At 39.7% G+C, this 23,127-nt stretch carries 24 protein-coding genes, 1 riboswitch and 1 other annotated feature; of the genes, 16 read left to right on the top strand and 8 right to left on the bottom strand.

Annotation, left to right across the window (positions count from 1 at the left end):
* Positions 1-173 precede the first annotated feature (173 nt).
* Entirely contained in the window at positions 174-656 is a 483-nt protein-coding gene (locus QUF73_14415; protein ID MDM5227396.1) for a DUF523 domain-containing protein, read from the top strand.
* Positions 657-742: 86 nt separating this feature from the next.
* Here the strand turns inward: QUF73_14415 and QUF73_14410 are convergent, their stop codons facing one another.
* Entirely contained in the window at positions 743-2,200 is a 1,458-nt protein-coding gene (locus QUF73_14410) for a DHA2 family efflux MFS transporter permease subunit (GenBank protein MDM5227395.1), read from the bottom strand.
* A 172-nt stretch (positions 2,201-2,372) separates the two neighbouring features.
* Here QUF73_14410 and QUF73_14405 point away from each other — a divergent pair, with 172 nt between their 5' ends.
* Positions 2,373-2,927, top strand: coding sequence for a TetR/AcrR family transcriptional regulator (locus QUF73_14405; GenBank protein MDM5227394.1), 555 nt, complete (start codon positions 2,373-2,375; stop codon positions 2,925-2,927).
* Between the two features lie 42 nt (positions 2,928-2,969).
* Here QUF73_14405 and QUF73_14400 read toward each other — a convergent pair whose 3' ends face one another.
* Positions 2,970-3,428 carry a DUF3291 domain-containing protein gene (locus tag QUF73_14400; GenBank protein MDM5227393.1) on the bottom strand — a complete coding sequence of 153 codons (459 nt, stop codon included), beginning with the start codon at positions 3,426-3,428 and terminating at the stop codon, positions 2,970-2,972.
* Positions 3,429-3,585: 157 nt separating this feature from the next.
* Entirely contained in the window at positions 3,586-4,002 is a 417-nt protein-coding gene (locus QUF73_14395; GenBank protein ID MDM5227392.1) for a DUF1284 domain-containing protein, read from the bottom strand.
* A gap of 223 nt (positions 4,003-4,225) precedes the next feature.
* Positions 4,226-4,439: a binding site (T-box leader), on the top strand.
* 62 nt (positions 4,440-4,501) lie between these two features.
* Here QUF73_14395 and proS point away from each other — a divergent pair.
* Together proS and QUF73_14385 are read left to right on the top strand one after the other, a co-directional pair.
* The gene (proS, locus tag QUF73_14390) at positions 4,502-5,941 is read left to right on the top strand and encodes a proline--tRNA ligase (GenBank protein ID MDM5227391.1); all 1,440 of its coding nucleotides are present in this window, start codon (positions 4,502-4,504) and stop codon (positions 5,939-5,941) included.
* A 316-nt stretch (positions 5,942-6,257) separates the two neighbouring features.
* Positions 6,258-6,815 carry a cysteine hydrolase family protein gene (locus QUF73_14385; protein MDM5227390.1) on the top strand — a complete coding sequence of 186 codons (558 nt, stop codon included), beginning with the start codon at positions 6,258-6,260 and terminating at the stop codon, positions 6,813-6,815.
* Between the two features lie 139 nt (positions 6,816-6,954).
* On the opposite strand, the gene QUF73_14380 is transcribed toward QUF73_14385, so the two are convergent.
* Positions 6,955-7,509, bottom strand: coding sequence for a restriction endonuclease (locus QUF73_14380; GenBank protein MDM5227389.1), 555 nt, complete (start codon positions 7,507-7,509; stop codon positions 6,955-6,957).
* Positions 7,510-7,765: 256 nt separating this feature from the next.
* Between QUF73_14380 and QUF73_14375 the strand changes: the two genes are divergently transcribed.
* From QUF73_14375 to QUF73_14355, 5 genes are all read left to right on the top strand, one after another.
* Positions 7,766-8,290, top strand: coding sequence for a GrpB family protein (locus QUF73_14375; protein ID MDM5227388.1), 525 nt, complete (start codon positions 7,766-7,768; stop codon positions 8,288-8,290).
* A gap of 67 nt (positions 8,291-8,357) precedes the next feature.
* Positions 8,358-9,014 (top strand): DUF1311 domain-containing protein, encoded by a 657-nt coding sequence (locus QUF73_14370; GenBank protein ID MDM5227387.1) that lies wholly within the window; start codon positions 8,358-8,360, stop codon positions 9,012-9,014.
* Between the two features lie 216 nt (positions 9,015-9,230).
* On the top strand, positions 9,231-9,779 hold the full coding sequence (locus QUF73_14365; GenBank protein ID MDM5227386.1) for a sigma-70 family RNA polymerase sigma factor: 549 nt from the start codon (positions 9,231-9,233) through the stop codon (positions 9,777-9,779).
* Positions 9,763-10,782, top strand: coding sequence for a hypothetical protein (locus tag QUF73_14360; GenBank protein ID MDM5227385.1), 1,020 nt, complete (start codon positions 9,763-9,765; stop codon positions 10,780-10,782). Before QUF73_14365 ends, QUF73_14360 begins: the two co-directional genes overlap by 17 nt.
* Positions 10,783-10,854: 72 nt before the next feature.
* The gene (locus QUF73_14355; GenBank protein ID MDM5227384.1) at positions 10,855-11,277 is read left to right on the top strand and encodes a VOC family protein; all 423 of its coding nucleotides are present in this window, start codon (positions 10,855-10,857) and stop codon (positions 11,275-11,277) included.
* A gap of 87 nt (positions 11,278-11,364) precedes the next feature.
* Here QUF73_14355 and QUF73_14350 read toward each other — a convergent pair whose 3' ends face one another.
* Positions 11,365-11,898, bottom strand: a complete 534-nt coding sequence (locus tag QUF73_14350; protein ID MDM5227383.1) for an N-acetyltransferase — start codon at positions 11,896-11,898, stop codon at positions 11,365-11,367.
* Between the two features lie 295 nt (positions 11,899-12,193).
* Here QUF73_14350 and QUF73_14345 point away from each other — a divergent pair, with 295 nt between their 5' ends.
* The 7 genes from QUF73_14345 to modA all read left to right on the top strand — a co-directional run bounded on the left by QUF73_14345 (position 12,194) and on the right by modA (position 19,709).
* Entirely contained in the window at positions 12,194-12,769 is a 576-nt protein-coding gene (locus QUF73_14345) for a hypothetical protein (GenBank protein MDM5227382.1), read from the top strand.
* Positions 12,770-12,908: 139 nt separating this feature from the next.
* Positions 12,909-13,880, top strand: coding sequence for a nitronate monooxygenase (locus QUF73_14340; GenBank protein MDM5227381.1), 972 nt, complete (start codon positions 12,909-12,911; stop codon positions 13,878-13,880).
* 182 nt (positions 13,881-14,062) lie between these two features.
* Positions 14,063-14,650: a dienelactone hydrolase family protein gene (locus tag QUF73_14335; GenBank protein MDM5227380.1), complete on the top strand. Its 588-nt coding sequence runs from the start codon at positions 14,063-14,065 to the stop codon at positions 14,648-14,650.
* Positions 14,651-14,978: 328 nt separating this feature from the next.
* A riboswitch (cyclic di-AMP (ydaO/yuaA leader) is annotated at positions 14,979-15,128 on the top strand.
* Between the two features lie 125 nt (positions 15,129-15,253).
* Positions 15,254-16,516 (top strand): cation:dicarboxylase symporter family transporter, encoded by a 1,263-nt coding sequence (locus tag QUF73_14330; GenBank protein MDM5227379.1) that lies wholly within the window; start codon positions 15,254-15,256, stop codon positions 16,514-16,516.
* A gap of 645 nt (positions 16,517-17,161) precedes the next feature.
* Positions 17,162-17,728, top strand: a complete 567-nt coding sequence (locus QUF73_14325; GenBank protein MDM5227378.1) for a DUF4256 domain-containing protein — start codon at positions 17,162-17,164, stop codon at positions 17,726-17,728.
* A 185-nt stretch (positions 17,729-17,913) separates the two neighbouring features.
* Complete coding sequence (locus tag QUF73_14320) at positions 17,914-18,681, top strand: SDR family oxidoreductase (protein ID MDM5227377.1); 768 nt, start codon at positions 17,914-17,916, stop codon at positions 18,679-18,681.
* Positions 18,682-18,899: 218 nt separating this feature from the next.
* A complete protein-coding gene (gene modA, locus QUF73_14315) occupies positions 18,900-19,709 on the top strand; it encodes a molybdate ABC transporter substrate-binding protein (GenBank protein MDM5227376.1) in 810 nt (269 codons plus the stop codon).
* Positions 19,710-20,021: 312 nt separating this feature from the next.
* Here the strand turns inward: modA and QUF73_14310 are convergent, their stop codons facing one another.
* The 3 genes from QUF73_14310 to QUF73_14300 form a co-directional block, all read right to left on the bottom strand.
* Positions 20,022-21,665, bottom strand: a complete 1,644-nt coding sequence (locus QUF73_14310; protein MDM5227375.1) for a hypothetical protein — start codon at positions 21,663-21,665, stop codon at positions 20,022-20,024.
* Positions 21,666-21,667: 2 nt separating this feature from the next.
* Positions 21,668-22,447: an ABC transporter ATP-binding protein gene (locus QUF73_14305; protein ID MDM5227374.1), complete on the bottom strand. Its 780-nt coding sequence runs from the start codon at positions 22,445-22,447 to the stop codon at positions 21,668-21,670.
* A gap of 211 nt (positions 22,448-22,658) precedes the next feature.
* Positions 22,659-23,069 carry a VOC family protein gene (locus QUF73_14300; GenBank protein ID MDM5227373.1) on the bottom strand — a complete coding sequence of 137 codons (411 nt, stop codon included), beginning with the start codon at positions 23,067-23,069 and terminating at the stop codon, positions 22,659-22,661.
* Between the last annotated feature and the right edge of the window lie 58 nt (positions 23,070-23,127).

Raw genomic sequence — 23,127 nt, 5'->3', positions numbered from 1 at the left:
TAAAAATATATTGAAGAAAAGCATCGTTTTTGGGGTAATATGCGTTGGCTATTTTCGATGTGTGCATAGTTAATATGACAATTAATGCAATAAAGTCCGAACGGTTAAATAATCAAGGACTCTTTTTTATTTCCGCTTAGTGAAAGAATAACTTTTAGATTGAGGTGTCACTAATGATATTAGTCAGTTCTTGTTTAGCAGGGTTGGAAGTAAGATATAACGGCACTCATTGCTTAAATCAAAAGATTCGTCAAATGCTGGAGCAGAAGCAGGCAATTACTGTTTGTCCTGAGTTGCTTGGAGGTTTTTTAACTCCAAGAGAACCTGCTGAGATAATAGACGGTGACGGAGCAGCTGTTCTTGATGGCAAAGCTAAAGTAATTGAAAAATCAGGCAGAGATGTTACGGATTTGTACATAGAAGGAGCCTATATCACGTTAAGAAAGGCCCAAGAGCTGCAAGTTACTGCAGTGGTGCTAAAAGAATATAGTCCATCCTGTGGAAGTTCAATGATTTATAACGGTGAGTTTAAGGGCAATAAAATTCCTGGAGAGGGGGTTACATCAGCCTTACTTAAAAGGAATGGAATAAATGTAGTATCAGAAGAGGGGCTGGCAGATTTACTTTTGGAAGAAGGGTCCAATTATACAGACTAAAAATCAAGGGGCTGCGCTTAAGCACCCTTTTTTCAAATGGGAAAATAGCAAAGCATACCCAAGAAATCACGGGTATGCTCGCGTTATTAACTCCGGCTTTGTTGAGCCAATCCTTTATCATGGGTGTTTTTTGGTGATTTTTTAGGCACAAAGAAAACTAAAAGAAGTGTTGCAATGGATAGGACTAACATAAAGACATAGGCAGAACTTGAACCAAAAATAGAAGCTAAGCTCTCCAGTTTGTCCGCTGTCATGTTTTCTGAGAGTTCCGAAGCATGTGAAGCTGCCTGGATCGTATATAAAGTGATGACAACTGCAGTTCCAATCGCACCTGCCAATTGGCGAATGGTGTTGTTAACGGCTGAGCCGTGTGATCCCAGCTCTCTTGGCAAAGCATTCAATCCTGCTGTATTTAAAGGCATAGTAATAAAGCTTAGTCCTATTCTCAAAATAATGGTGCGGACCATTAAATACATATAAGTAGTCGATTCGTTCAAATCGATTACTCCCCACATGGAAATACTGACAAATACTAAACCAGTAATAAAGAGTGGTTTAGCACCGTATTTATCATACATTCTGCCAGTGACAGGCGATAAGAACGCGTTGATGATAGCTCCAGGCAATAAAAGCAAGCCTGCTTCGAACGCTGTGAACCCGCGTCCATCCTGCAGGTAAATAGGCAGAAGGATTAAATCCGCATACATCATCATCGTAACCAGGACATTGATTAGTGAAGTAAGAGTGAAAATCTTATACTTAAAAACAGATAAGTTTAGTAACGGCTCCTTTGATTTTATCTGCCGCAAACTGAATAGGGCTGTTGCGATTATTCCTGAAATAATGGAAATAAGGACGGAGAGATTTTGCCATCCCTTGCTTCCTGCTGAACTGAATCCAAATAAAATGCATCCAAAGCCAATTGTGGATAAAATAACACTTGGGAGATCCAATCTCGCTTTTGATGTTTCCGATACGTCCATTAAATATTTGAAAGCTAGGGCGATGACGATGAGTAAAAAGGGGATTAACCCAATAAACAGCCATCTCCATGAAACAAATTCGATAATGAAACCGGACAGGGTAGGAGCGATGGCCGGTGCGAAGATCACTGCAAAGCCAATTTTCCCCATCACACTTCCGCGCTGTTCAGCGGGATATAAATATAAAATGACGGTCATCATCAGAGGCATGATGATTCCGGCGCCTATTGCCTGAACCATTCTTCCCGTCAGCAGCGTGCCAAAGTTCATCGCAAAGGCGCTGATGACAGACCCAATCAGCAAAAAGAGCATAGAACTAATAAACAGCTGCCTTGTTGTAAACCGCTGCATCAGAAATGCTGTGATGGGGACCAATACCCCATTTACAAGCATAAATCCGGTTGATAACCATTGGACCGTTGCTGCTTTTACGTTGAATTCCTCCATGAAACTGCTCAATGCCACATTTAATAAAGTCTGATTTAAGGTGGATAAGAAACAGCCGGCAATCAGAACGAATAATAATATTTTTTTATTGCTTTCTGTTATTTCCTTGCTCATTTATAAACTCCTTCGTTCTGAACTTGTATTCTCAACATGTTGTCGATAAAATACATAGTAACAAAAGCATCTACTCTTGACCATGAACAGTTTTCTTGTGTGTGTTCACTAATCGACAGGCCGAATATGGGCTGTTGAGAAAGTCCGTGAAAATCTATAAAGGAGGGTTAGAATGTCTGCGCCGAAAAAGGAAGATCCCCGTACAATCCGTTCAAAGGAAATGTTCAAAACAGCAGCTTTTTCTCTGCTATCAGAGGAATCCGATATTTCAAAACTGACCGTTCAGAAAGTTGCGGCCAAAGCAGGATTAAACCGGACAACATTTTACTTGCACTATCAGGATATTCAAGATTTTCTAACGCAAATTACCGTAGAAATTTTAAGCGGGCTATCTGATAAAATCGCAGCATTGATACAATCGGAAGATCTATCAGAGAAGCAGCAGCTGACCCAATTGCTTGATTATTTATATATCCACAGAAAGTATTTGCTGGTCTTATTCAAGATGAATCAATTCGAGGAAAAACTATTCGTATTATTAAAACAGTTAGTAGAAATAAGAAGAAAGAATACACAGAAGGAATTGCCGTATGAATATGTTTCGATAGATATTAAAACAGCCTCACTGGTAGGCATCATCATGTGGTGGCTAAAGAAGGGACTTCACTTTAGTTCCGATTATATGGCTAATGAAATTCATTTAATGTATCAGGTGAGGCCGCAGTAATGTGCTGATAGGAAAAACGCTGTGCAGGAGAATTGATCCCACCTATTTAAGCAGGACTGGATCCCCAAATTGATCAAATGCATGTCTAAAGTCAAATGCAAAAGAATCTGGTCCATGCTGGATATAAAAATCATATCTTTTGAAAGCTTCCTTCCAGGATACATCCGATAACATATCCGTCCACCACACCACATAATTTGGCTGTCTCTCTGGAAGAGGCCCAAACCACTTATTCCTGTCCTGCAATGCCTGCCTATGCAGGCCAGAATAGGTAAACTGATATAAAGATTGAAGGTTTTTCCATACTGTTAAGGTGAGAATGGGGGTACCCTCTCCTTTGATCGTTTCTTCAGGGAACTTCGCTCTATTTGGTGAGAATACTTTCATGAGGTGCCCGGTTTTAGCAGCCTCCCGCATGACTTCATTTCCAACTTCAAAAAACTCCCGGGAGGCAGGATGTTCTTCTGAATGCTTCAGCCGTCCAACCGTCAAAATAGCCACAAATGCCAAGTTAATCCCTCCATTACCATTTTTACCTACATATATTCTATAAGGACTGGACTAATACCTAACTCAACTGGATAATAATTTAATGGTTGCTGCCAGATATAAAACCGTTCTCCAGCAAGTTTAAGAATGGGCATTTAACAGGGGAGGGTTACTTAACTTCCCTTAAGCCCTTCCCTGCAAGAATATCTTGAATACCTTCCTCACAAACGCCATATGAACGCCAGGAACACGATTCGCAAACAGTTTGTATATCTGAGGGAACGGCATACTTTTGGATGTTCGACTCAATATCCTTCCAATACAGGATTTGCCCGATTTTAAGGCCTAATTTTTCTAAAATAGCGGCATCTCTTTCATAAATATCGTCGTGTTCACAATGGTATTCACCTGAGTTGGGATACTTTTCACACAGTTGATCAGGCCCTTTTACAAGCTGTATCCATGTCCTGGGGTTGTCTCTCAAGTCTTGATGCAAACGTGTCATATTTTCCACGTATTCCTGGGAATAGCCCATTCCACGATATCCCAGAAGGCAAAAAAGATGATGACCTCGCAGCTTATACATAAATTCCCCCCAATTTCATCAGGTTCAATTATGTTAAAATGTTAACTAAAACAATAATTTAGTTAACATACTTTTTTATCATAACATATAAAATTGATCAGCTGAGGATCTTTTTGGCTAATCTGGTTCGCTGCCTTTCGGGGCAGGCCATTCAAAATGGAAAAATAAACACTTGTAAATATTGAATTGCCTGTGACAAGTTGATATATTAACTTATATATATATGGAATCAATGATGTGATCAAGTAAATAAGGATTGTGAAACAGAAAATATAGCCTGGGCTGAAAGCTATATCACCCCTCCTTATTGAACCCTGCCACGGAGATGTTAGTAAAGCTAACCGGGTCGTTTCGTTATAAACGCTAAGAGGACTTTAATTTTGATTAAAGTTGAACTAAGGTGGTACCACGTCTATTAGCGTAAAGACGTCCTTTTCATGGACTCTTTATGCTTTTTTTATTTTTTAAAGGAATTTCATTATCCAAGGAGGAAAAGAAGATGTCTCAACAAAAACCAAACAACTTTTCAAAATGGTATCTTGATACGATCCAAAAAGCCGATTTATTTGATTACACCCCAGTTCGCGGCTGTATTGCCTTTAAGCCGGATGGCTATGAAATATGGGAACATATTCAGGCAGAGATGGATATGCGCTTTAAAGAAACCGGTCACCGCAATGCATATTTCCCGATGTTAATTCCAGAATCCTTCTTTCAGAAGGAAAAGGATCATATTGAAGGGTTCTCGCCAGAGCTTCCATGGATAACGGAAGCGGCAGGAGAGAAATTGGAAGAACGTCTGGCACTGCGCCCAACTTCTGAAACAATGATCGGACATTTGTATTCAGATTGGATTAAAAGTTATCGGGATCTGCCTGTATTAATCAATCAATGGGCAAATGTATTCCGTTGGGAGAAGAAAACTCTTCCATTCATCCGCACTTCTGAATTTTTATGGCAGGAAGGCCATACGGCTCATGTGGATGAAGAAGATGCGCGTAAGGAAACCATGCAAATGCTGGCCATTTATAAAGAAGTTGTAGAAGGATTACTTGCGATTCCGGTTTATGATGGCCAAAAGACACCATCAGAACGCTTTGCCGGCGCTGTGGATACATTCTCCATTGAAGCGATGATGAAAGATGGAAAAGCTGTGCAGGCAGGAACCTCACACTACTTAGGTACAAAATTTGCGGAAGCCTTCGATATCAAATATTTGAATAAAGAAAATAAACACACATATGTCCATACAACATCATGGGGTACGTCTACACGGTTAATTGGCTCCGTCATCATGGTTCATGGAGATGAGCAAGGCCTTGTGCTGCCTCCAAAAATAGCACCGACTCAAGTTGTGCTGATTCCAGTAGGGCCATGGAAAAAGAACCCGGCCATTATGGAGAAGTTAGATGAAATCTTTGCCGCATTAAAGGCAGAAGGAATCCGTGTCCGTCTGGATGATTCCGATCAATCACCAGGCTATAAATTTAATGAGTGGGAACTGAAAGGTGTACCTGTCCGCATCGAACTTGGCCCACGTGATTTAGACCAAAATCAATGCTTAATGAAGGCCCGTGATCTTGGAGACAAAGTCGCGGTCCCGCTTGAATCCATTATTGACAGCATTAAAAAAGAGCTTGAAACCATGCAGACTCGTCTATTCGATAAAGCAAAAGCGTTCCGCTCGGAGAATTCGCACACACATATTGATACAATGGACCAGTTAGAACAGCACATAGCAGAATCCGAATCAAATGAGACCATTCCTGGATGGATATTAGCTGGCTGGTGCGGAGAAGACGCCTGTGAAGAAAGTGTAAAAGAAAAAACAAAATTCACCACACGGAACATCCCATTCAATCCGCCGGCATCTAAGCACACATGCATCCATTGTGGAAAAGATGCGAAGCATACGGTTTGGTTTGCGCGTGCTTACTAAGCTGCGAATATGAAATATTACGTGATCTTTCAGGGTCATTTATTTTTAGGGCCGCCCACTCAGGCGGCCTTTTTTCTTAAAGATGATTTAATGAACGTCCTGTTTTCACAGTAATGTATTTAAAAAAGAAACTTTAACATATTTTATTAAACAGATCTTTATGTTAAAATCTAAAATGTCTAAAAATTTCGATAACGTTTTTGGACAATGTTTTAATTTAGGAGGCAGATATTATGACAATCAAATATATTGGCGTGAAAATACTAAGGGGAACAGGTCTAAAATAATTTTATAGGTATTGAAAGGGGAAAATCATTTGAATCAAACCTTATTAATTATTGATGCCCAACAGGAGTTAATTGATGGGAATCAGGAAGAAAGTAAAGTCTTTAATAAAGAGCAGCTTATTGGGAATATCAATTTAGTGATTGAAAAAGCAAAAAAATCCAGTGTTCCAGTTGTCTTTGTCAGGGATTTAGATGTTGCTGAAGGGAAAGGCAAAGGATTTCAGGTTCATGAAGAAATTAATGTGCCTGCGGAAACAAAGTTCTTTGATAAAGCTGCAACGAATTCTTTTCATGGAACAGGACTGCTGGATCATCTAAAATCTCAAAAGGTCAAGCATGTTGTTATAATGGGGTGCAAAACCCAGCACTGTATAGACAGTGCAGTTAGAACTGCAACTATTAGTGGATTGGATGTCACATTAGTAGGTGATGGACATTCAACAACGGACAGCAATGCTTTAAGTGCAGAACAAATTATCAAGCATCATAATGATACTCTTCACGGCCATTACAATGTGGAACATTTTTCAGTTGTCAGAAATGCAGCGGAAGACCTGTTTCATCCAATACATGATTCATATAGGTAAATTGAAATTATAGTATAGAGATATTCCGCATTAACAATAGATTCCCAATTTCTTACTAAGAAATTGGGATATTTAATTTGTTAAAGATACACATTGATGATAGTAGGGGCATAAAGGAGTTTCCTGAACATCAAGAATTCTAACCCCGTATTTTTTCCTCTTTTTTCGCTTTTAGAATCCATTTAATGAACTGTTCCCGGTCATATAGGCGCATATTGTTTGCTTCGGCAAATTCAATTGCTTGACGGGTGAAACGCTCGTTTGTGATGACCCAGCATTCAGCAGCATTATAAAAATCCATTTGTTTTAATGTTTTTTGGACATGGCGTATTCCTGCCTCTCTTTTGTGGCTTTTGACTTTAACAATCGCTTGATACCCAGTTGGAGAGGTCAGTAAAAAACTGATATCCGGATTTTCATCATTCGATTTTGTAACTGTATATCCTAATTTGGATAATAGAGAGCTGGTGAAAGCCTCTAATTGCTTATCTGAAAGTTTGCTGATCTCCCAGATTTCGGAATCCGCCTGCCTTTTCTGATCCCGGCGAAACCAAAACAATCCGTAAACGAGATAAAAAATCACCCCTCCCAAAAAAGTCAGAAATGCCTTTTCCAAATTGTTCGTGTTTATAAATACAATTATCGGCACCAGCATGATCATAATCCAAAGTATTTGATGATGGCGGTCGTTCAAACTGTAACACATCCTTCTTTCTAAAAGTCTTCTAATCTTGTTATATCACAAATCACTTGGGCGGCAACACAGCAGGCTGTAAGAAATAGGATTAGGAGAGCAGAAGTTCATATTGGTAAAATTTACAATTACGAACATGTGTTTTATAATATGATTATCTTAAAATGAAGTTGGATGGGCAGGAAATGGTGTGGTTGGAGCAACAACTAATTGTGGATGAATTACCCAATGTAAATTTCATAATGGAGGTCTCCAAATGAAGATTCGGCTAACGGAATTTAGCGACAATTGGGCACTCATGTTTCAAAAAGAGGCAGAATTTCTCAAAACAATCTTTGAAGATGAAATCATAAAATGTGAACATTTTGGCAGTACCTCGGTCCGGGGGATGAAGGCAAAGCCTGTAATCGATATGATGTGTATTGTGAAAGACATCGAGAAGATAGATGAATCTAATGAAAAAATGAAAAAACTAGGATATGAGGCTGCTGGTGAATGGGGCATTACAGGCAGAAGATTATTTCGAAAAGGCGGAGAAAACCGATCTCACCATTTACATTTCTATCAATTTGATAACCCCCAAATTGAACGGCACCTTGTATTTAGGGATTATCTGCGGACCCATCCTTCTGAAGCAGCAAGGTACACTATTTTCAAGGAAGAATTAGTAAAAAGGTTTGATAACACGAGTGAGTACAGCCAAGCAAAAAAGGCATTTGTGAAGGAAATGGAGCAGAAGGCACTTGTTTGGTTTGGGGAAGTAAGGAAATTAAACTGCTGAGGAATAGACCACATATATTCTGCACCGACTATGATGGAGAAATTAAAATAGATAAGGAAGTTTGAAAATGGAAAATAACATGAAGTTTTTGGCAGTACTGCTAACAGTAGGATTATCAGGTGTAATGGCTGCTTGTGGAAACTCATCGGAAGAATCGAGCAGCCTGCCAGCTAGTAACAGCTCGGCTCAAAATGAAGATGGCGGCTCAATTGATAAGGGTTTTACAGATTCAGAGGGAAGTGAGGCAGAAAACTCTTCTGGCAGCAGTGATAACACACAGCTCAATGAACAAGAAGATACAGACAATCCTTCTGCAGCCTCAAATGAGGGAGAGTCAGTGGAGTCCAGCAATGATCAAAATGAAAATCATGAAAGTAATAAGGATGAATATCTCAAGAAACTAAACAAAATGGAAGAAGCGGACAGATACGCAGAAGCCAAGACAACCACGGCAGAATTGGTGGAACAAGAGGCAGAAAGATATAGAACCTGGGATGAGGAATTAAACAAAATTTATGGTCTGCTAGAAGAGCAGCTTGATAAAGGACAGATGGACCAATTAAGAGAAGAACAGCGGAACTGGATCCATCAAAGAGATGAAACGGCGAAAAAGTCTTCACTAAAATACAAAGGCGGATCGATGGAGCCATTGGAATATGTGGCTACACAAGCAAGTCTTACAAGAGAAAGGTGTTATTTGCTAGTTGCAAGGTATATGAAGTAGTTTTCGGCACTAACGAGTATGTTGCTTTTCCAATTACCCCAATACCCTCTGTACTTAAATTAAATACAAGCTTCTTTTATAGACAGGGACGGAACCGGCACTTATCCGCAAAAGGGTAAGTGCCTTTTTTCTAAAAAAAGAAATAGAAAAATGAAACCTATATCTAACTCATTCGTCTTAGCATTAAAGTGAAAATGGGGTGGGAAGTGTGTGAGGATGGTCAGGGATGAAGGCCCATTAGAAAATCGTGATGCTTGGCTGGAGTTTATTATGGATGAGTATGGTGAACGGCTCACAAAGCTGGCTTATAACTATGTGAAGGACTGGAAGCTGGCGGAAGATATTGTTCAGGATGTATTCATCGTGTGCTACAAATATTATGACAAAATCGATGAAGTGATCTCCTTTAAATCATGGATTTATCGATTGGCTATTAATAAATCAAAGGATGTCTTGAAGAGTTATGCGTTTCGAAAAGTGGTGATGAATTCAAGCTTGTTTACTCTTTTTTCATCTAAGGAATTGTCGCCGGAAAAGAATCTGTTAAAGCGGAGCGAGGAAGAATTTCTTTCCTTGTGTGTATTGTCTTTGCCTGTAAAGTACCGGGAAGTGGTTACACTCTATTATTATGAAGAATGTTCGATTGAAGAAATCCAAGGAATATTAGGCGTGAACCACAACACGATCAAAACCAGGCTGAGCAGAGGGAGAATGAAGCTGAAGAAAATGATGGAGAGGTGGGGATATAATGGAGAGCAAGCTTAAGCAGCTGCGGAGGGCGATGGACTCGACGACTTACAAAGGTGATCACTTTACGGAATTTCAAAAAATGAATATTAGAAAAGCTGTCCGTACAGATAGAATAGTGAAGCCAAACAGGCCCAATAAATTCCTTATATTCGCTATTTCCTCTTTTGCCATCTGTCTCCTGGCCTTCTTTGTTTCAACTGAGATTTTGGTCAGGCAAGATCCCGAAAAGATAAGTGGCGGCATGAATAATGAATGGGAAATACGGCATGAATATAAGGTGAATCAAACTATAAAATTTAGCATATTACCCGATCCTAATCTGAAAGCAGGAATGCCTTATGGCTATATTTTTAGTTTCGCAGAGCCTTTTGACACCTATAAAGGAAAAGAACTTTCCATTTCTGCCCTTCATAAAGAAACAGGTGAAAGAATACAAGTTTTGCCTCATCAAGAAATAATAGAACCATCTCCTGGATACCCAAGTTTGCAGAGGTTCACGACTACATTCACACTTCCTTACGAAGGTCTGTGGAAGTATGAGGTGTACCTGGATGGCAAAGCTTATGGGGATGTAGTTGTCACCGTGGCTGAAAAAGCAAAAGACGCCCCTATTACTTTGCCAGAGGATATACCAGATTTTGTTCAAGTGAGTGATTTTGACACTATTGATTGGGAAAGAAAAGCTGTGGAGTTCGGTGACAGGGGCATTATCGGAAATGAAAACAAGTCCGGTGTGATTGGTGCTGACATGCCGAGTTTAAACGGCCAAAAGTGGATGTGGCATCTTTGGGGAGTTGAAGATGCAGATCTGACGATTGTTGGATTCCATAAAAAATCGCAAACTGTCCATAAAGTATTAAATGGAATGGGATGGACCATTCGTGCTTATGGTCCAAACAACGGGGCCGATGCACATACACCATCATCTGTTAAAATTCCTAAAAAGGGAGAATGGGCCATTTTGCTTTACGTGGATGGGGAGTTATTCGATCATTTGATTTTCGATATAAATGAATGAGTATGCTTTATAAACTTTTCTTCGCAAAAATTTGAAAGTCTTATTTTATACGATATTATTGGGAGGTCTTATATGAAACCGCGAATTTCAGTCATCACATTAGGTGTAGATGATTTAGAAAGGTCCTTACATTTCTATCAGAATGGTCTTGGGTTTCCAACACAGGGCATAGTAGGAAGAGAATTCGAGCATGGTGCTGTTGCTTTTTTTGATCTGCAATCAGGATTAAAACTGGCACTTTGGAATCGTAAAGATATCGCTCATGACACGAGCATGAACCAGACAGGAAAAAGCCCAACTGAATTTACGATTGGGCATAATGTTGGGAGTAAAGAAGAGGTAGATACGGTAATGGAACAGGCTGAGAGTGCGGGTGCCGTTATTACGGTTCAAGCTCACGACACCTTTTGGGGTGGATATTCTGGATACTTCCAAGATCCAGATGGACATTTGTGGGAAGTGGTTTGGAATCCTGATTGGGAACTTACAGAATAAGTCCAAGGCAATGCCATTATCAACAAATAGGTAAAAGAGCTGCCGATCCAGCATGTGGATCGGCAGCTCTTTTTTTATCCAGTCCTCTTATTCTGAAAAAGCTTTTGAATACTGGACAACACCGGCAGCATTTTCAAGAGCATTCTCCGTCAATTCCAGAGCCATGAACACTTCGTCAGGCACTTCAAACGGGGCCTGGATATTCCAAAGGCTGGCTGGCTTAAAGCCGAACTTTGGATAGTAATCTTTATGGCCTAGAACAATTGCGGATTGATATCCGGCCTCTTTTGCCTTGTTAAGTGCAGTACGAATCAATTGACTGCCGATGCTTATTCCTTGATAACCGGGAGCAACAGAAACGGGGGCAAGTGCCAGAGAATCTGCAGCTTTCTCACCATCACCTATTGTGATCTTAGATAGAAGTATATGACCCACAACCTCCTTAGCCTGAGTTAACGCTACTAAAGAAAGCTCCGGAATAAAAGCATCTGAATTTCTGATTCTTTTAACAAGGAAATGTTCTGTCTTGTCGCTGTATTCTTCATTTAAAAAAGCTTCTTTTATCATTTCTTCCGTGGAATGATAGTCTGCAGGGAATTCTTGCCGAATGACAATATCCATTTATAGTCTCCTGTTCTTTAAGTGATGATAAAGTTCAATATAAATGGCACTTTCTCATGCAAATAGTCATGAAGAAAGTGTTACTCCTCCAGCTCTGAACATAAGTTCAACAAACAAAAACCTCCAATTTGGGATGTTTTCATTTTATTAAGGAATGCTGCAGTGGTCAACTATATAAGCACCTCGTGAAAATTGCCTGCAAAGGAGAAATTGCTTTTTTATTGAATATGTAGGTAATGAGCTTAATAAAGAGGTGATGTCTGTGCTTTTTCATTATCATTTTTGGACCCCGCATGTGGAAGAAACAGAAAGATTTTACGTGAATAACGGCTTTCGTATATATCAGCGAATTGGAAAATACCAGGGGGATTTTCAGAACTTTGATCCCCCTTTAGTGTGGGAGGACTTCCGGGAGAAGAAAATCCTTTTTCGTATAATCGAAGCAAGAAAAGGGTCCATAAATATCACTTTTGGATATGGAAAGAAGATAATATTTGACCATATAGGCTTTTGGGTATCTGAAAAAGAACAAGAGCTTATATGTCAAAATGCAGATAATATGAATTGGACTGTTGATAGGGGGGAACGAAGAACGTTTATTACAACCCCTTATTCTTTTAGGATAGAACTTCAATCAAACAAAGATATAGTAGATTCGATGACTGATAACATAAAGATAAAGGAATTAAGATTAGGAACAAAGAAAAAGGGGTTAGAAGATGACCTTTCCATTTTGTTTGGAAAGCCTGTCAATTCCATCAAGTCGATAATTGGTGAGACAGTTACCATCAGGGAAGCTGTTATAAAGGGGTTTTCACCAAAACCATTAGTGGATCCTAATGGTGTAAGGATTTTGAATGGATACTGCTGATTTTTAAAGAGTTATTTAACCTTTCATGAACATTCTGTGACGATTACTAAATTACCACCTGATTTTAGTATCAGGTATTATATTTATCACTATTCAATTAACCCCATTCGCACAATAATGGAGAAGAAATAATTCGACGATGAAATGGGGTATTCTTTTGAGATTTCCGCAATTAAGAATTGGTCATATGGAACCTAAATTTCCAATCATGCAAGGTGGTATGGGCGTAGGTATTTCTTTAAGTGGTCTGTCGTCAGCTGTTGCGAATGCCGGGGGGATTGGAACTATTTCTGGAACAGGAATTAGCATCGAAGATTTAAGATTGCATATAAGAAAGGCTAAGGCATCTATCAAGGGTGAGGGCTATATTGGGGTGAATGTTCTTTTTGCCATGAATGATTTTGCTGAAAAAATGAAAGCAGCCATTGAGGAAAAGGTTGATTTCATTATTTCAGGTGCTGGAATATCAAGAGATATGTACAGCTGGGGCAAAGAATCTGGCACACCGGTCATCTCGATTGTGTCATCTGCAAGGCTGGCCAAAATGTCAGAACGGCTTGGTGCTTCTGCCGTTGTGGTCGAGGGCAATGAAGCGGGAGGACATTTAGGGACCGAAAGACCGCTATTCGATATTTTACAGGAAGTTGTGGAAGCAGTTAAGATTCCTGTCATTGCTGCTGGAGGGATCATGACAGGAAGAGATATCGCTCATGCCATTCGTATCGGTGCTTCCGGTGTTCAGATGGGAACAAGATTTGTCGCAAGTCAAGAATGTGATGCACCATTATCCTTCAAAGAAAAGTATGTCCATGCCAAACAGGAAGATATCGTCATGGTGAAAACCACTGTAGGACTGGAAGGCCGTGCCATTAAGAACCACTTTACAGAGCAGATATCTGACAATAAAAAGGTGAAAATAAAGAAATGTATCGATTGCCTGAAAAACTGCTCTTATCGCTTTTGCACAATGGATTCCTTGATAACTTCCATGGATGGGGACTGCGAGAATGGTCTCGTATTTGCGGGGGCAAGAGTCCATGAAATTAACGAAATCCTGCCTATTCAGACGATCATCAATAACCTCAAAACTGAATATGAAGCTTGTATTTAATTTTATATTGGTGCATTGCTTTAAAGTCCAGCTGCCAAATAGGCGGCTTTTTTGATTTAAAGGGGTGTTTAAATGATGAAGGAAAAAATCATTTAAATATAGAATACCTTTTTGAATGGAATAAAGTGCAAAAAATGGTTCGATGAATGGGAGAAGAAATATGGAGAATAAGGGACACAATCATGAAAAGACAGAGTAATTCTAATTCGTTAATCCTCGTAATCCACGAAATCTATGGAATTAATCAGCATATAAAGAGTTTTTGCGAATTATTATCAAAGCAGGGTTTTGATGTGACATGCCCCAATGTATTAGAGCGAGAGACACCTTTTGATTATTCTCAAGAGGAAGCCGCTTATCGTCATTTTATGGAACATGTAGGATTTTTCAGTGCTGCCCAAAAAATAAAAGATTTATTATTAGCTGTTAAAGATGAATACGAAAAAATATATATCATTGGATTTAGTATTGGGGCAACTGTTGCCTGGTTGTGCGGTGAGGAGGATTGTGTTGATGGAATAGTTGGATACTACGGTTCAAGGATTAGGGACTATTTAGAGTTAACACCCCAGTGTCCTGTAATGCTATTTTTTCCGCAAGAAGAGCAGTCGTTTAATGTTGATGAATTACTATTAGCTTTAGAAAAAAAGAATATTAGTGTACATAAATTTACAGGGAAACATGGATTCAGTGATCCTTATTCCTCTAGATATGATGCAAAATCAGAACAAGAAGCATTTAGCAAAACGATGGAATTTTTATTTCATTGATTGAGGTATTTTGAAGCTAACGGTGAGTGTTATCGACCTGGGAATTTTAATAAAAGGTTTACAAGCTCGTCCAATATTATTAATAAAAAGATGTTAATTTAGATTTAGCGGGGATAGCATGTGTGGCTATCATTGTATTTGGCGCAGGCGGAGCCAAATGCTTTTTTTTGTTTATACAAAGTAATATTGATTTCCTATAACAAGTGCAAGAGCTGAAAATTCATTGAATTTCAGCTTTTTTTAGTGTGTTTAGAGGCCGTTTAGTTTACTGCCGGGAAAACTTAACTATTTACAAAAATTATTTTAAAATATTATAATAATCAAGTGTCTATGTACTATGCTTAATCTTTTTTAAGAACGGGGGACCCAATATTTACAGCGGAGTTTCCGCTTGGGGTGAATCCTATCTATGGAAGGGCTTACTGTTTCCACAGTCCTAACCCGAAAGCTAACCTCGTCAGCGTTTAAGGAAACATAAGAGAATATGAAATAGTGTGAATTGACAAAATCCGCATTTTTGTCGATTTTCTTTTTATCAGGATCATCTTTGTTTCCCTTGCCTGCGCAGCACGTATAAAACTAAAAAAGAAGGTAGGGTAATTGATGAAAAAATTTAAATTAAGTTTAGCCACTCAAATTTTCATTGGTCTTGTTTTAGGGATTGTTGTTGGTGGTATTTTCTATGGAAGTGAAACGGCGCAAAGTATTCTGCAGCCGTTTGGCGATTTTTTTATCCGCTTAATTAAAATGATCGTGGTTCCCATTGTGCTATCAACGATTATTGTTGCCATTGCCGGTGTTGGAGACATAAAGTCCGTTGGTAAGCTTGGCGGTAAATCATTGGCTTATTTTATCGGCATGACTATGGTTGCCATTGTGGTTGGCCTGATTGCCGGCAATTTGATTCAGCCTGGTGCCGGCCTGAATATGGACAGCCTGCAGCAAAGCGATATTTCAAACTATGTTGAAACCAATGAAGAGCAAGAGGGCAAGTCTATAGCTGATACATTTTTGCATATAGTCCCAACAAACCCGGTACAGGCGATGGTGGAAGGCGATATGCTGGCGATCATCTTCTTTGCAGTTGTATTTGGTCTTGGAATTGCAGCAATTGGGGATAAGGGAAAGCCGGTATTGAGATTCTTCGAAGGTACGGCCAAGGCGATGTTCTATGTGACAAACCTATTTATGAAGTATGCACCAATCGGGGTATTTGCCTTAATTGGTGTAACAATCTCTAAGTATGGTTTTGCCTCACTGATTCCATTGGGCAAGCTGGCGCTTACTGTATATGGATCCATGTTCTTCTTTGTTATTGTTGTGTTAGGAGTGATGGCCAAAGTTGTCGGTTTCAGCATCTTTAAATTACTGAAGATGATTAAAGAAGAATTACTTTTGGCATTTTCAACTGCAAGTTCTGAAACAGTGCTTCCGAGAATCATGGACAAAATGGAGAAGGCAGGAAGCCCTAAACATATTGCTTCTTTTGTTATTCCAACAGGCTACTCTTTTAACCTGGACGGATCGGTTTTATATCAGGCCATTGCCTCTTTATTTATTGCCCAGATGTTTGGCATAGAATTAAGCATAGGACAGCAAATCACATTAATGTTAGTACTGATGGTTACATCGAAAGGAATGGCAGGAGTGCCAGGCGTATCATTTGTCGTGCTGCTGGCTACATTCAGCACAATTGGATTGCCTGCAGAAGGCCTTGCCTTTATTGCCGGAATCGATCGTATCCTTGATATGGGACGCACAGCGGTTAACGTGGTGGGGAACTCACTTGCGGCAATTGTTATTGCCAAGTGGGAAGGCCAATTTAACCCTCCGGCAGAAGAAAGATTTGAGCAGCAAGCTTCATAATAGATTGGAAAACACTAACAAATGTTATTCATATTTGTTAGTGTTTTTTTTTGTTTTTTTGTCATTCCATAAAGAGAGGAAGATGAAGCAGGTTCGGACAGAAAAGCGGGAAATCAACGTGAGAGAGTCCGAAGGTGGAGGAGGCTCGAACAGAAAAGCGGGAAATCAACGTGAACGAGTCCGAAGGTGGAGCAGGTTCGGACAGAAAAGCGGGAAATCAACGTGAACGAGTCCGAAGTTGGAGCAGGTTCGGACAGAAAGGCGGGAAATCAACGTGAATGAGTCCGAAGATAGAGTAGGTTCGGACAGAAAAACAGAAAACCAACGTGAATGAGTCCGAAGGTGGAGCAGGTTCGGACAGAAAAGCGGGAAACCAACGAGAATAAGTCCGAAGATAGTGCAGGTTCGGACAGAAAAGCAGAAAACCAACGTGAATGAGTCCGAAGATAGTCAGGTTCGGACAGAAAAGCGGGAAATCAACGTGAACGAGTCCGAAGATAGAGCTAGTTCGGACAGAAAAACAGGAAACCAACGTGAATGTGTCCGAAGGTGGCTCATGAAAAGTTAATGCTGTTCCACTTTTAGCAAATAGCCCTTAAGGGTCATAATTATATTATAATGGAGTAAAAACTAGGAGGAATTAATATGGCAAAAGGAAATATGGAACTGTCACCAGAACAGCGTGAAGAACTGCTGGAAATTCTGAAAGCACGTTTTGAGAAAAACATGCACCGCCATGAAGGTGTGGAGTGGGCTGGAGTACAAGCTAAGCTCGAGGCTAATCCTGAAAAATTGTGGTCGCTCAATGAAATGGAAGGGACCGAAGGTGAACCGGATGTTATCCGCCATGATCAAGAGACCGGCGAATACATATTTTATGATTGTTCAGCTGAAAGTCCAAAAGGCAGGAGAAGTATTTGTTACGACCGTGAAGCGCTGGAGGCACGGAAAAAACACAAGCCGGAAAACAGCGCTATGGATATGGCAGCCGCCATGGGAATTGAACTTTTAACAGAAGAGCAATACCGGGAGCTTCAGGAGCTTGAACATGTCGATAAGAAAACCTCGAGCTGGGTGCAAACACCTGAGAATATCAGAAAGCTTGGCGGGGCTATCTTTTGTGACCGCCGCTACGACACTGTTTTTGTGTATCACAATGGAGCCGATTCCTACTATGGTGCAAGGGGTTTCCGCGGCTCGCTGAGGGTTTAGATTTTATTGCAGAAATTTTGGGAAGACGGCTTTCTGGAGACTGTACTTTAACTAACAGGTATTGTATTTCGCTGCCATTTCGGCGGCTTTTTCTTTATGAAAAAAATGGAATTTTAGTTGAATATAGCACCAAATATCTGAATAATACAATATAAAGGAAACCCATTAGAATGGGAGTGTTGTACTTGAAGATACTGGTCACAGGTTCCACAGGACACCTAGGTTCAGCTTTGCTTAATCAACTAAAGAATTCTGGTTATAAAGTTAAATTAACTTCCAGGAGAAAACCTGATGGAATTGGACATTTCAAGTGGGTTTATAGCGATTTATCGTCAGGTGAAGGATTAGATGAAGCAGTAAAAGATGCAGATGTCATCCTTCACGCAGCAACAAGCCCAATGAAGAATTCAAAAAGTGTTGAGGTTTCAGGCTTTAAGGAGTTCTTAAAAAAATCACAGCACGTAAAACATTTTATTTATCCGTCAATTGTTGGGATAGATGAAATACCATTTAACTATTATAAGCTAAAATTTGAAGCAGAAGAATTGCTGAAAAAAAGCTCTATCCCCCATACAATTGTACGCGCAACTCAGTTCCACCATTTTATTGATCATTTATTTCTAGCCAAACCCTTTTTTAAAAGATATATTGTCCCGGGGGAATTTAAATGTCAAAGTGTGGATGCGGGTGAATTTGCTGATCATCTAATAGGATTAGTGGATAAAGAACCGCAAGGGAGAGCGGAGGATTTTGGCGGACCGGATGTTATGACATTAAGAGAAATGGCTGAACTGAAAATCAAACTAAATAATGAACCTAATAAAGTTTTAAGCTTATCTCTAACTGGAAAACTATATAAATCTTTTTCTGATGGGAAAAATACCAATCCTGCCCGGAATATAGGAAAAATCACCTTCGGGGAATATCTAAGTAAAAAGATAATAGGGGAGTAGTGCACTCTGTTTTAGGCGTTGATCCAGGAAAGGATTAACGCTATTTTTGTGGAACTGCCTTAATATACAAATATGGAATCCAGATTAAAAATTACATAATATAGGTAATCACCTTTTTGCCCAGAATATCTAACACGATGTCCTGGCCGCTTATAACTAGGGCATTAGCAGTTATAATTAGTTATAATCGATATAACTAATTGGAAGGGAGATTCATAATGAAAAAGCAATACCTGTTATTTTTTTCGTTAATGGTGCTTTTTTTATCATTGGCTGGATGTTCAAACAATGACCAATCTAAAAATACAGGAGAGGAGAAGCAAGAAGGAACCGGAGAGAAGGTGGAATTGACTATTTCGGCAGCAGCAAGCCTGCAGGATGCCTTGACGGATATTGAAGCAAACTTCGAAAAGGAGCATCCGAATGTGCTAGTAAACTTTAACTTTGGAGCATCAGGCTCACTTCAGCAGCAAATTTCGCAGGGAGCACCCGCTGATCTTTTCTTTTCAGCTGCAGAGGATAAATTTGATAAATTGGTACAGGACGGTCTTATCGAAGAAAAGAATGGAATTGATTTAGTTGGGAATGAACTTGTTCTGGTGGTGCCGAAAGAATCAGCAATGGGAATTAAATCGTTTAATGATCTTGCTGCAGCAGATAAATTGTCTATCGGCACTCCAGAGTCTGTTCCTGCAGGGCAATATGCGAAGAAGTCTTTAGAATATACAGGTATTTGGGAAAACATAGAAGATAAAGTGGTGTATGCCAAAGATGTTCGGCAAGTCCTTACATATGTAGAGACAAATAATGTGGATGCTGGAATTGTTTATAAAACAGATGCATTAATATCTGAAAAAGTTAACATTGCGGACACGGCAGATGAAAACACTCACGATGCCATTATTTATCCTTTGGGTGTGGTTAAGGATACAAGACATCCAACGGAAGCCAAGTTATTCTATGATTATCTTCAAAATGAAAAATCAATGAGTATTTTTGAAGAGTATGGGTTTAAAGGCCTTAAATAAGTAAATGGCTGCGGATTTTTGGTCACCCGTTGTAATATTTGCGGGAATTATCCCAGGAAAAAGGTCCAGATGATAAAATCTTAAAAATTCATTTAAAATTAGCAGGCATCCTTTTGCGGGATGTCTATTTTTATTGCAAAGAGGCTGGAATTCGCACAAAACGTCAGGTGACAGTTCAAAATGAGGCAAAAAAGAGCCGCCAATATTGGCAGCTAAAGGTTAAAACAAGAAGCAGATTAAAATCCGCCAAGGTATAAGCTATGCGGCTATCCCGATATCAAAATGACTATCCTTTGATAAGCGCCCAGCAGGTTATTCAACAATCTGATCCCAAGTAATATTGAAAGCCAGCTTCCAAAAAATACCCAGGCAAATAATCGCTATCCCCAAATACAGATAGATTCCATATGGCAATAATGTGCTGGCAAAATGAAGGCAGGCTAATAAGGCTACAATCAGCATCAATCCGAATATAATGGCACTATTGCCGTTTTGATTGTACTCATCAAAAGACTCCGAAAAGGGCAGGGATTTCTTTAGAACCATAAAACAAATGACCGCATATAGACAGGCACTGATAAATACAGCGACAAGATCAGGCAGGATTTTTGCCCCGAACAGGAAAAGGAATAGTGCACTTAGGAGCAAGTAAACTGGCAAATATAACTTAAAGATAAATGCCTTGATGGTACCGCTGAACACCGGCTTTAGCTGATTGAGTGGGGCAACCCGGTAAATAAAGGCACCCTTATATTTCCCTGAGTACTTTAGAAGAATCATGATGGTCGGAATGATGATCAAACTAAAGTAAATCGTTAAATACGACTTGCTGTCAGATAGCTGTGCAAAGTCTTCACGAACAGTATTCATGATAAAAATAAACGGAATCACGATGGAAAAACCCAGAGACGGATAGGCTTTCAGCTTAAAATCCCGTTCATTTCTCATCATGCTGCCGGCAAATCTGAAAACGGCTCTTTCTTCAGGTGAGCGGCAAATGATGCTGAGAAGGAATAGCCCCACTTTACTCTGTTTCTTTTCTTTGGCTTTTCCATGATAAGCAAGCTTTTGCAGGTTTTGCTCGAAGGTGCTGGTGAATTTCATATAAATCCAGATGGACAGGATCGGAACAATGAGCCCTAATGCTGAGAAAATGGTATAAAAAGGCTGGAAGGCGCCCTGCATCATCATTTCGATATTTGCCCCAAACCACATGGGAAAGATGAACACCTGCCACCACTTTGGCTGAAGCGAAACCGTTAAGTCTATTAACTCAAATGAGCGGATAAGCAATTGATAGCCAACCATGATCATAAGGGACAGCCCAATTTGGACATAGTTGATGATATCTTTTAACTTTTCCCCATCAAAAAACTGTAAAATCGATAAATAGATCAGTGCGGTTAAACCAACAACCAACAGGTCAATCAGGATGATGTTTACGGCAGCAATAAGGAAAAATAAGAGCCCATTTTTGATAAGTCCCACTATCAAAGGGATTCCCGCAAGCGCAATGGTAAGGAAAGATAGATAAATCATAACATGCACCATTTTTGCCGTGCTGATCGTTTTTCGGTCGACTGGCTTTGGAAACAGGATGTTACGATCACGAATATCCAGTAAAACCGAAGAGAAATCGGAAATCATGGAGGTCATAACGAAAAAGGTGAAAATCCCATAAAAGAGGCTCATCTGGAAAAGGTAATTATCCCCCATAAGCACAAATGGAATCAAAAACAGCCCAAACAATACGTAAATCCATAAAGATTTTATGTACTGATTGTTCTTTTCCTTGTTTTCTTTTTTTGCATTCTGCGAGAAAATGGTGGGCACACGCCGTCCATCCATCGTTAGCTTTACTTGCAGGAGTCTTCTCATGATCTTGTAATCTACGCCAAAGCTTATGAAAATCCGCTCAAAACGATCCAATAGTTTAAGAGTCTGATAGTCCTGCATCCCTACATCTCCCTTACTACTGAAACAAATCTGGCACCAAGTTCCTTATGTTCACTAAATCCCGTAAGCTGGTTGAAGATCTGTTCGAGTGAACCTTCCGTATTTTGCTGCCTTAACTCTTCAAAGGTGCCATCAGCAGCAATTCTGCCGTCATGCAGGAGAATAATGCGGCTGCTTATTTTTTCGACTACATCCATAATGTGAGAAGAATAAAAGATCGTTTTTCCCTGTTCGGCAAGCTGTGCCATGATTTCTTTGAATATCATGACACTATTTGCATCCAGACCATTGATGGGTTCATCAAAAAACAGAAGTTCCGGATTATGCAGTAAGCTCGAGATAATGAGGAGCTTTTGACGCATTCCTTTTGAATAAGAAGCGATCCGGGAATGGTAGACTTCCCCTATGCCGAATAGTTCCATCAGGCTTTTTGCCTTATCACTGGCGAGGTCCGAATCGAGGCCATACAATTCGCCAACAAAGGTCAAATATTCCTGGCCGGTCAAATTATCGTATACTTCAGCGATTTCCGGCACATATCCGATTTTTCTTTTATATTCAATATTTCCATCCGAAATATCCTGGCCAAAGATTTTGACTTGTCCTGAATAGTCATCTTCAATGCCAAGCATGATTTTGACAGTGGTGCTTTTCCCAGCGCCGTTCGGCCCGATATACCCGATGATTTCCCCGCTTTTCACCTGAAAAGATACACCATTCAGCACGGACTTCGGACCATAATTCTTTCTCAGATCACTAATCTCTAAGATAACTTCCCCCATCACCTAACCCCATTTCAAAATTATTCCATTAATTCTAGTGTAACATTAGATTTGTTGTTTGCTAAAGGGGGATTTGGGAATTCCCTTTTTATTAATTTCGATGTAGTGCTGAAGGAATAAGTATTCATGGTTAACGGAGCAGAAGGTATCCTAGTAAGCTAAAAGGCCAGGTTAGTGGAAGCACACCCTTGGCTGCTTCCACTATTTAAGTTTATAAATTGTCTTTATGATAGGGGGAATTCATTTCTTCACTTACTGCACTGAAGGTATTCCCATCAAGGTCAAAGAAATCAAACCCTTTCATAATCCCATAATCGTGAATTTCTGTAGTTTCCACTCCATTTTGTTTCAACAGATCGTATGCTTGCTGGATGTCATCTACTTCGAAATTATAATATACGTTTTTATTTTTCCCTTTGACGGTAAATTCCGTTGGCTGAGGTTTTTCTACCTTTATTAAAGCAAAACCTGTGGTGTCATTCTCAAAAACATAACCCACACCATGATCAGCACCGTTTTCCTGCCACTCATCTACTTTCGTTAGACCAAGATTTACTTCATACCATTTTTTAGATCTTTCCAAATCTGTAACCGGTATAAAAATACTGCCGACCTTAAACATGCAAAATCACACTCCTTATTTTTTGTTCCTATACAAACGATTATAATGAAAGAAAAGT

The sequence above is a fragment of the Cytobacillus sp. NJ13 genome, from assembly GCA_030348385.1.
Classification (GTDB): Bacteria; Bacillota; Bacilli; order Bacillales; family Cytobacillaceae; genus Cytobacillus.
This window is presented reverse-complemented; position numbering and strand designations above follow the sequence as displayed.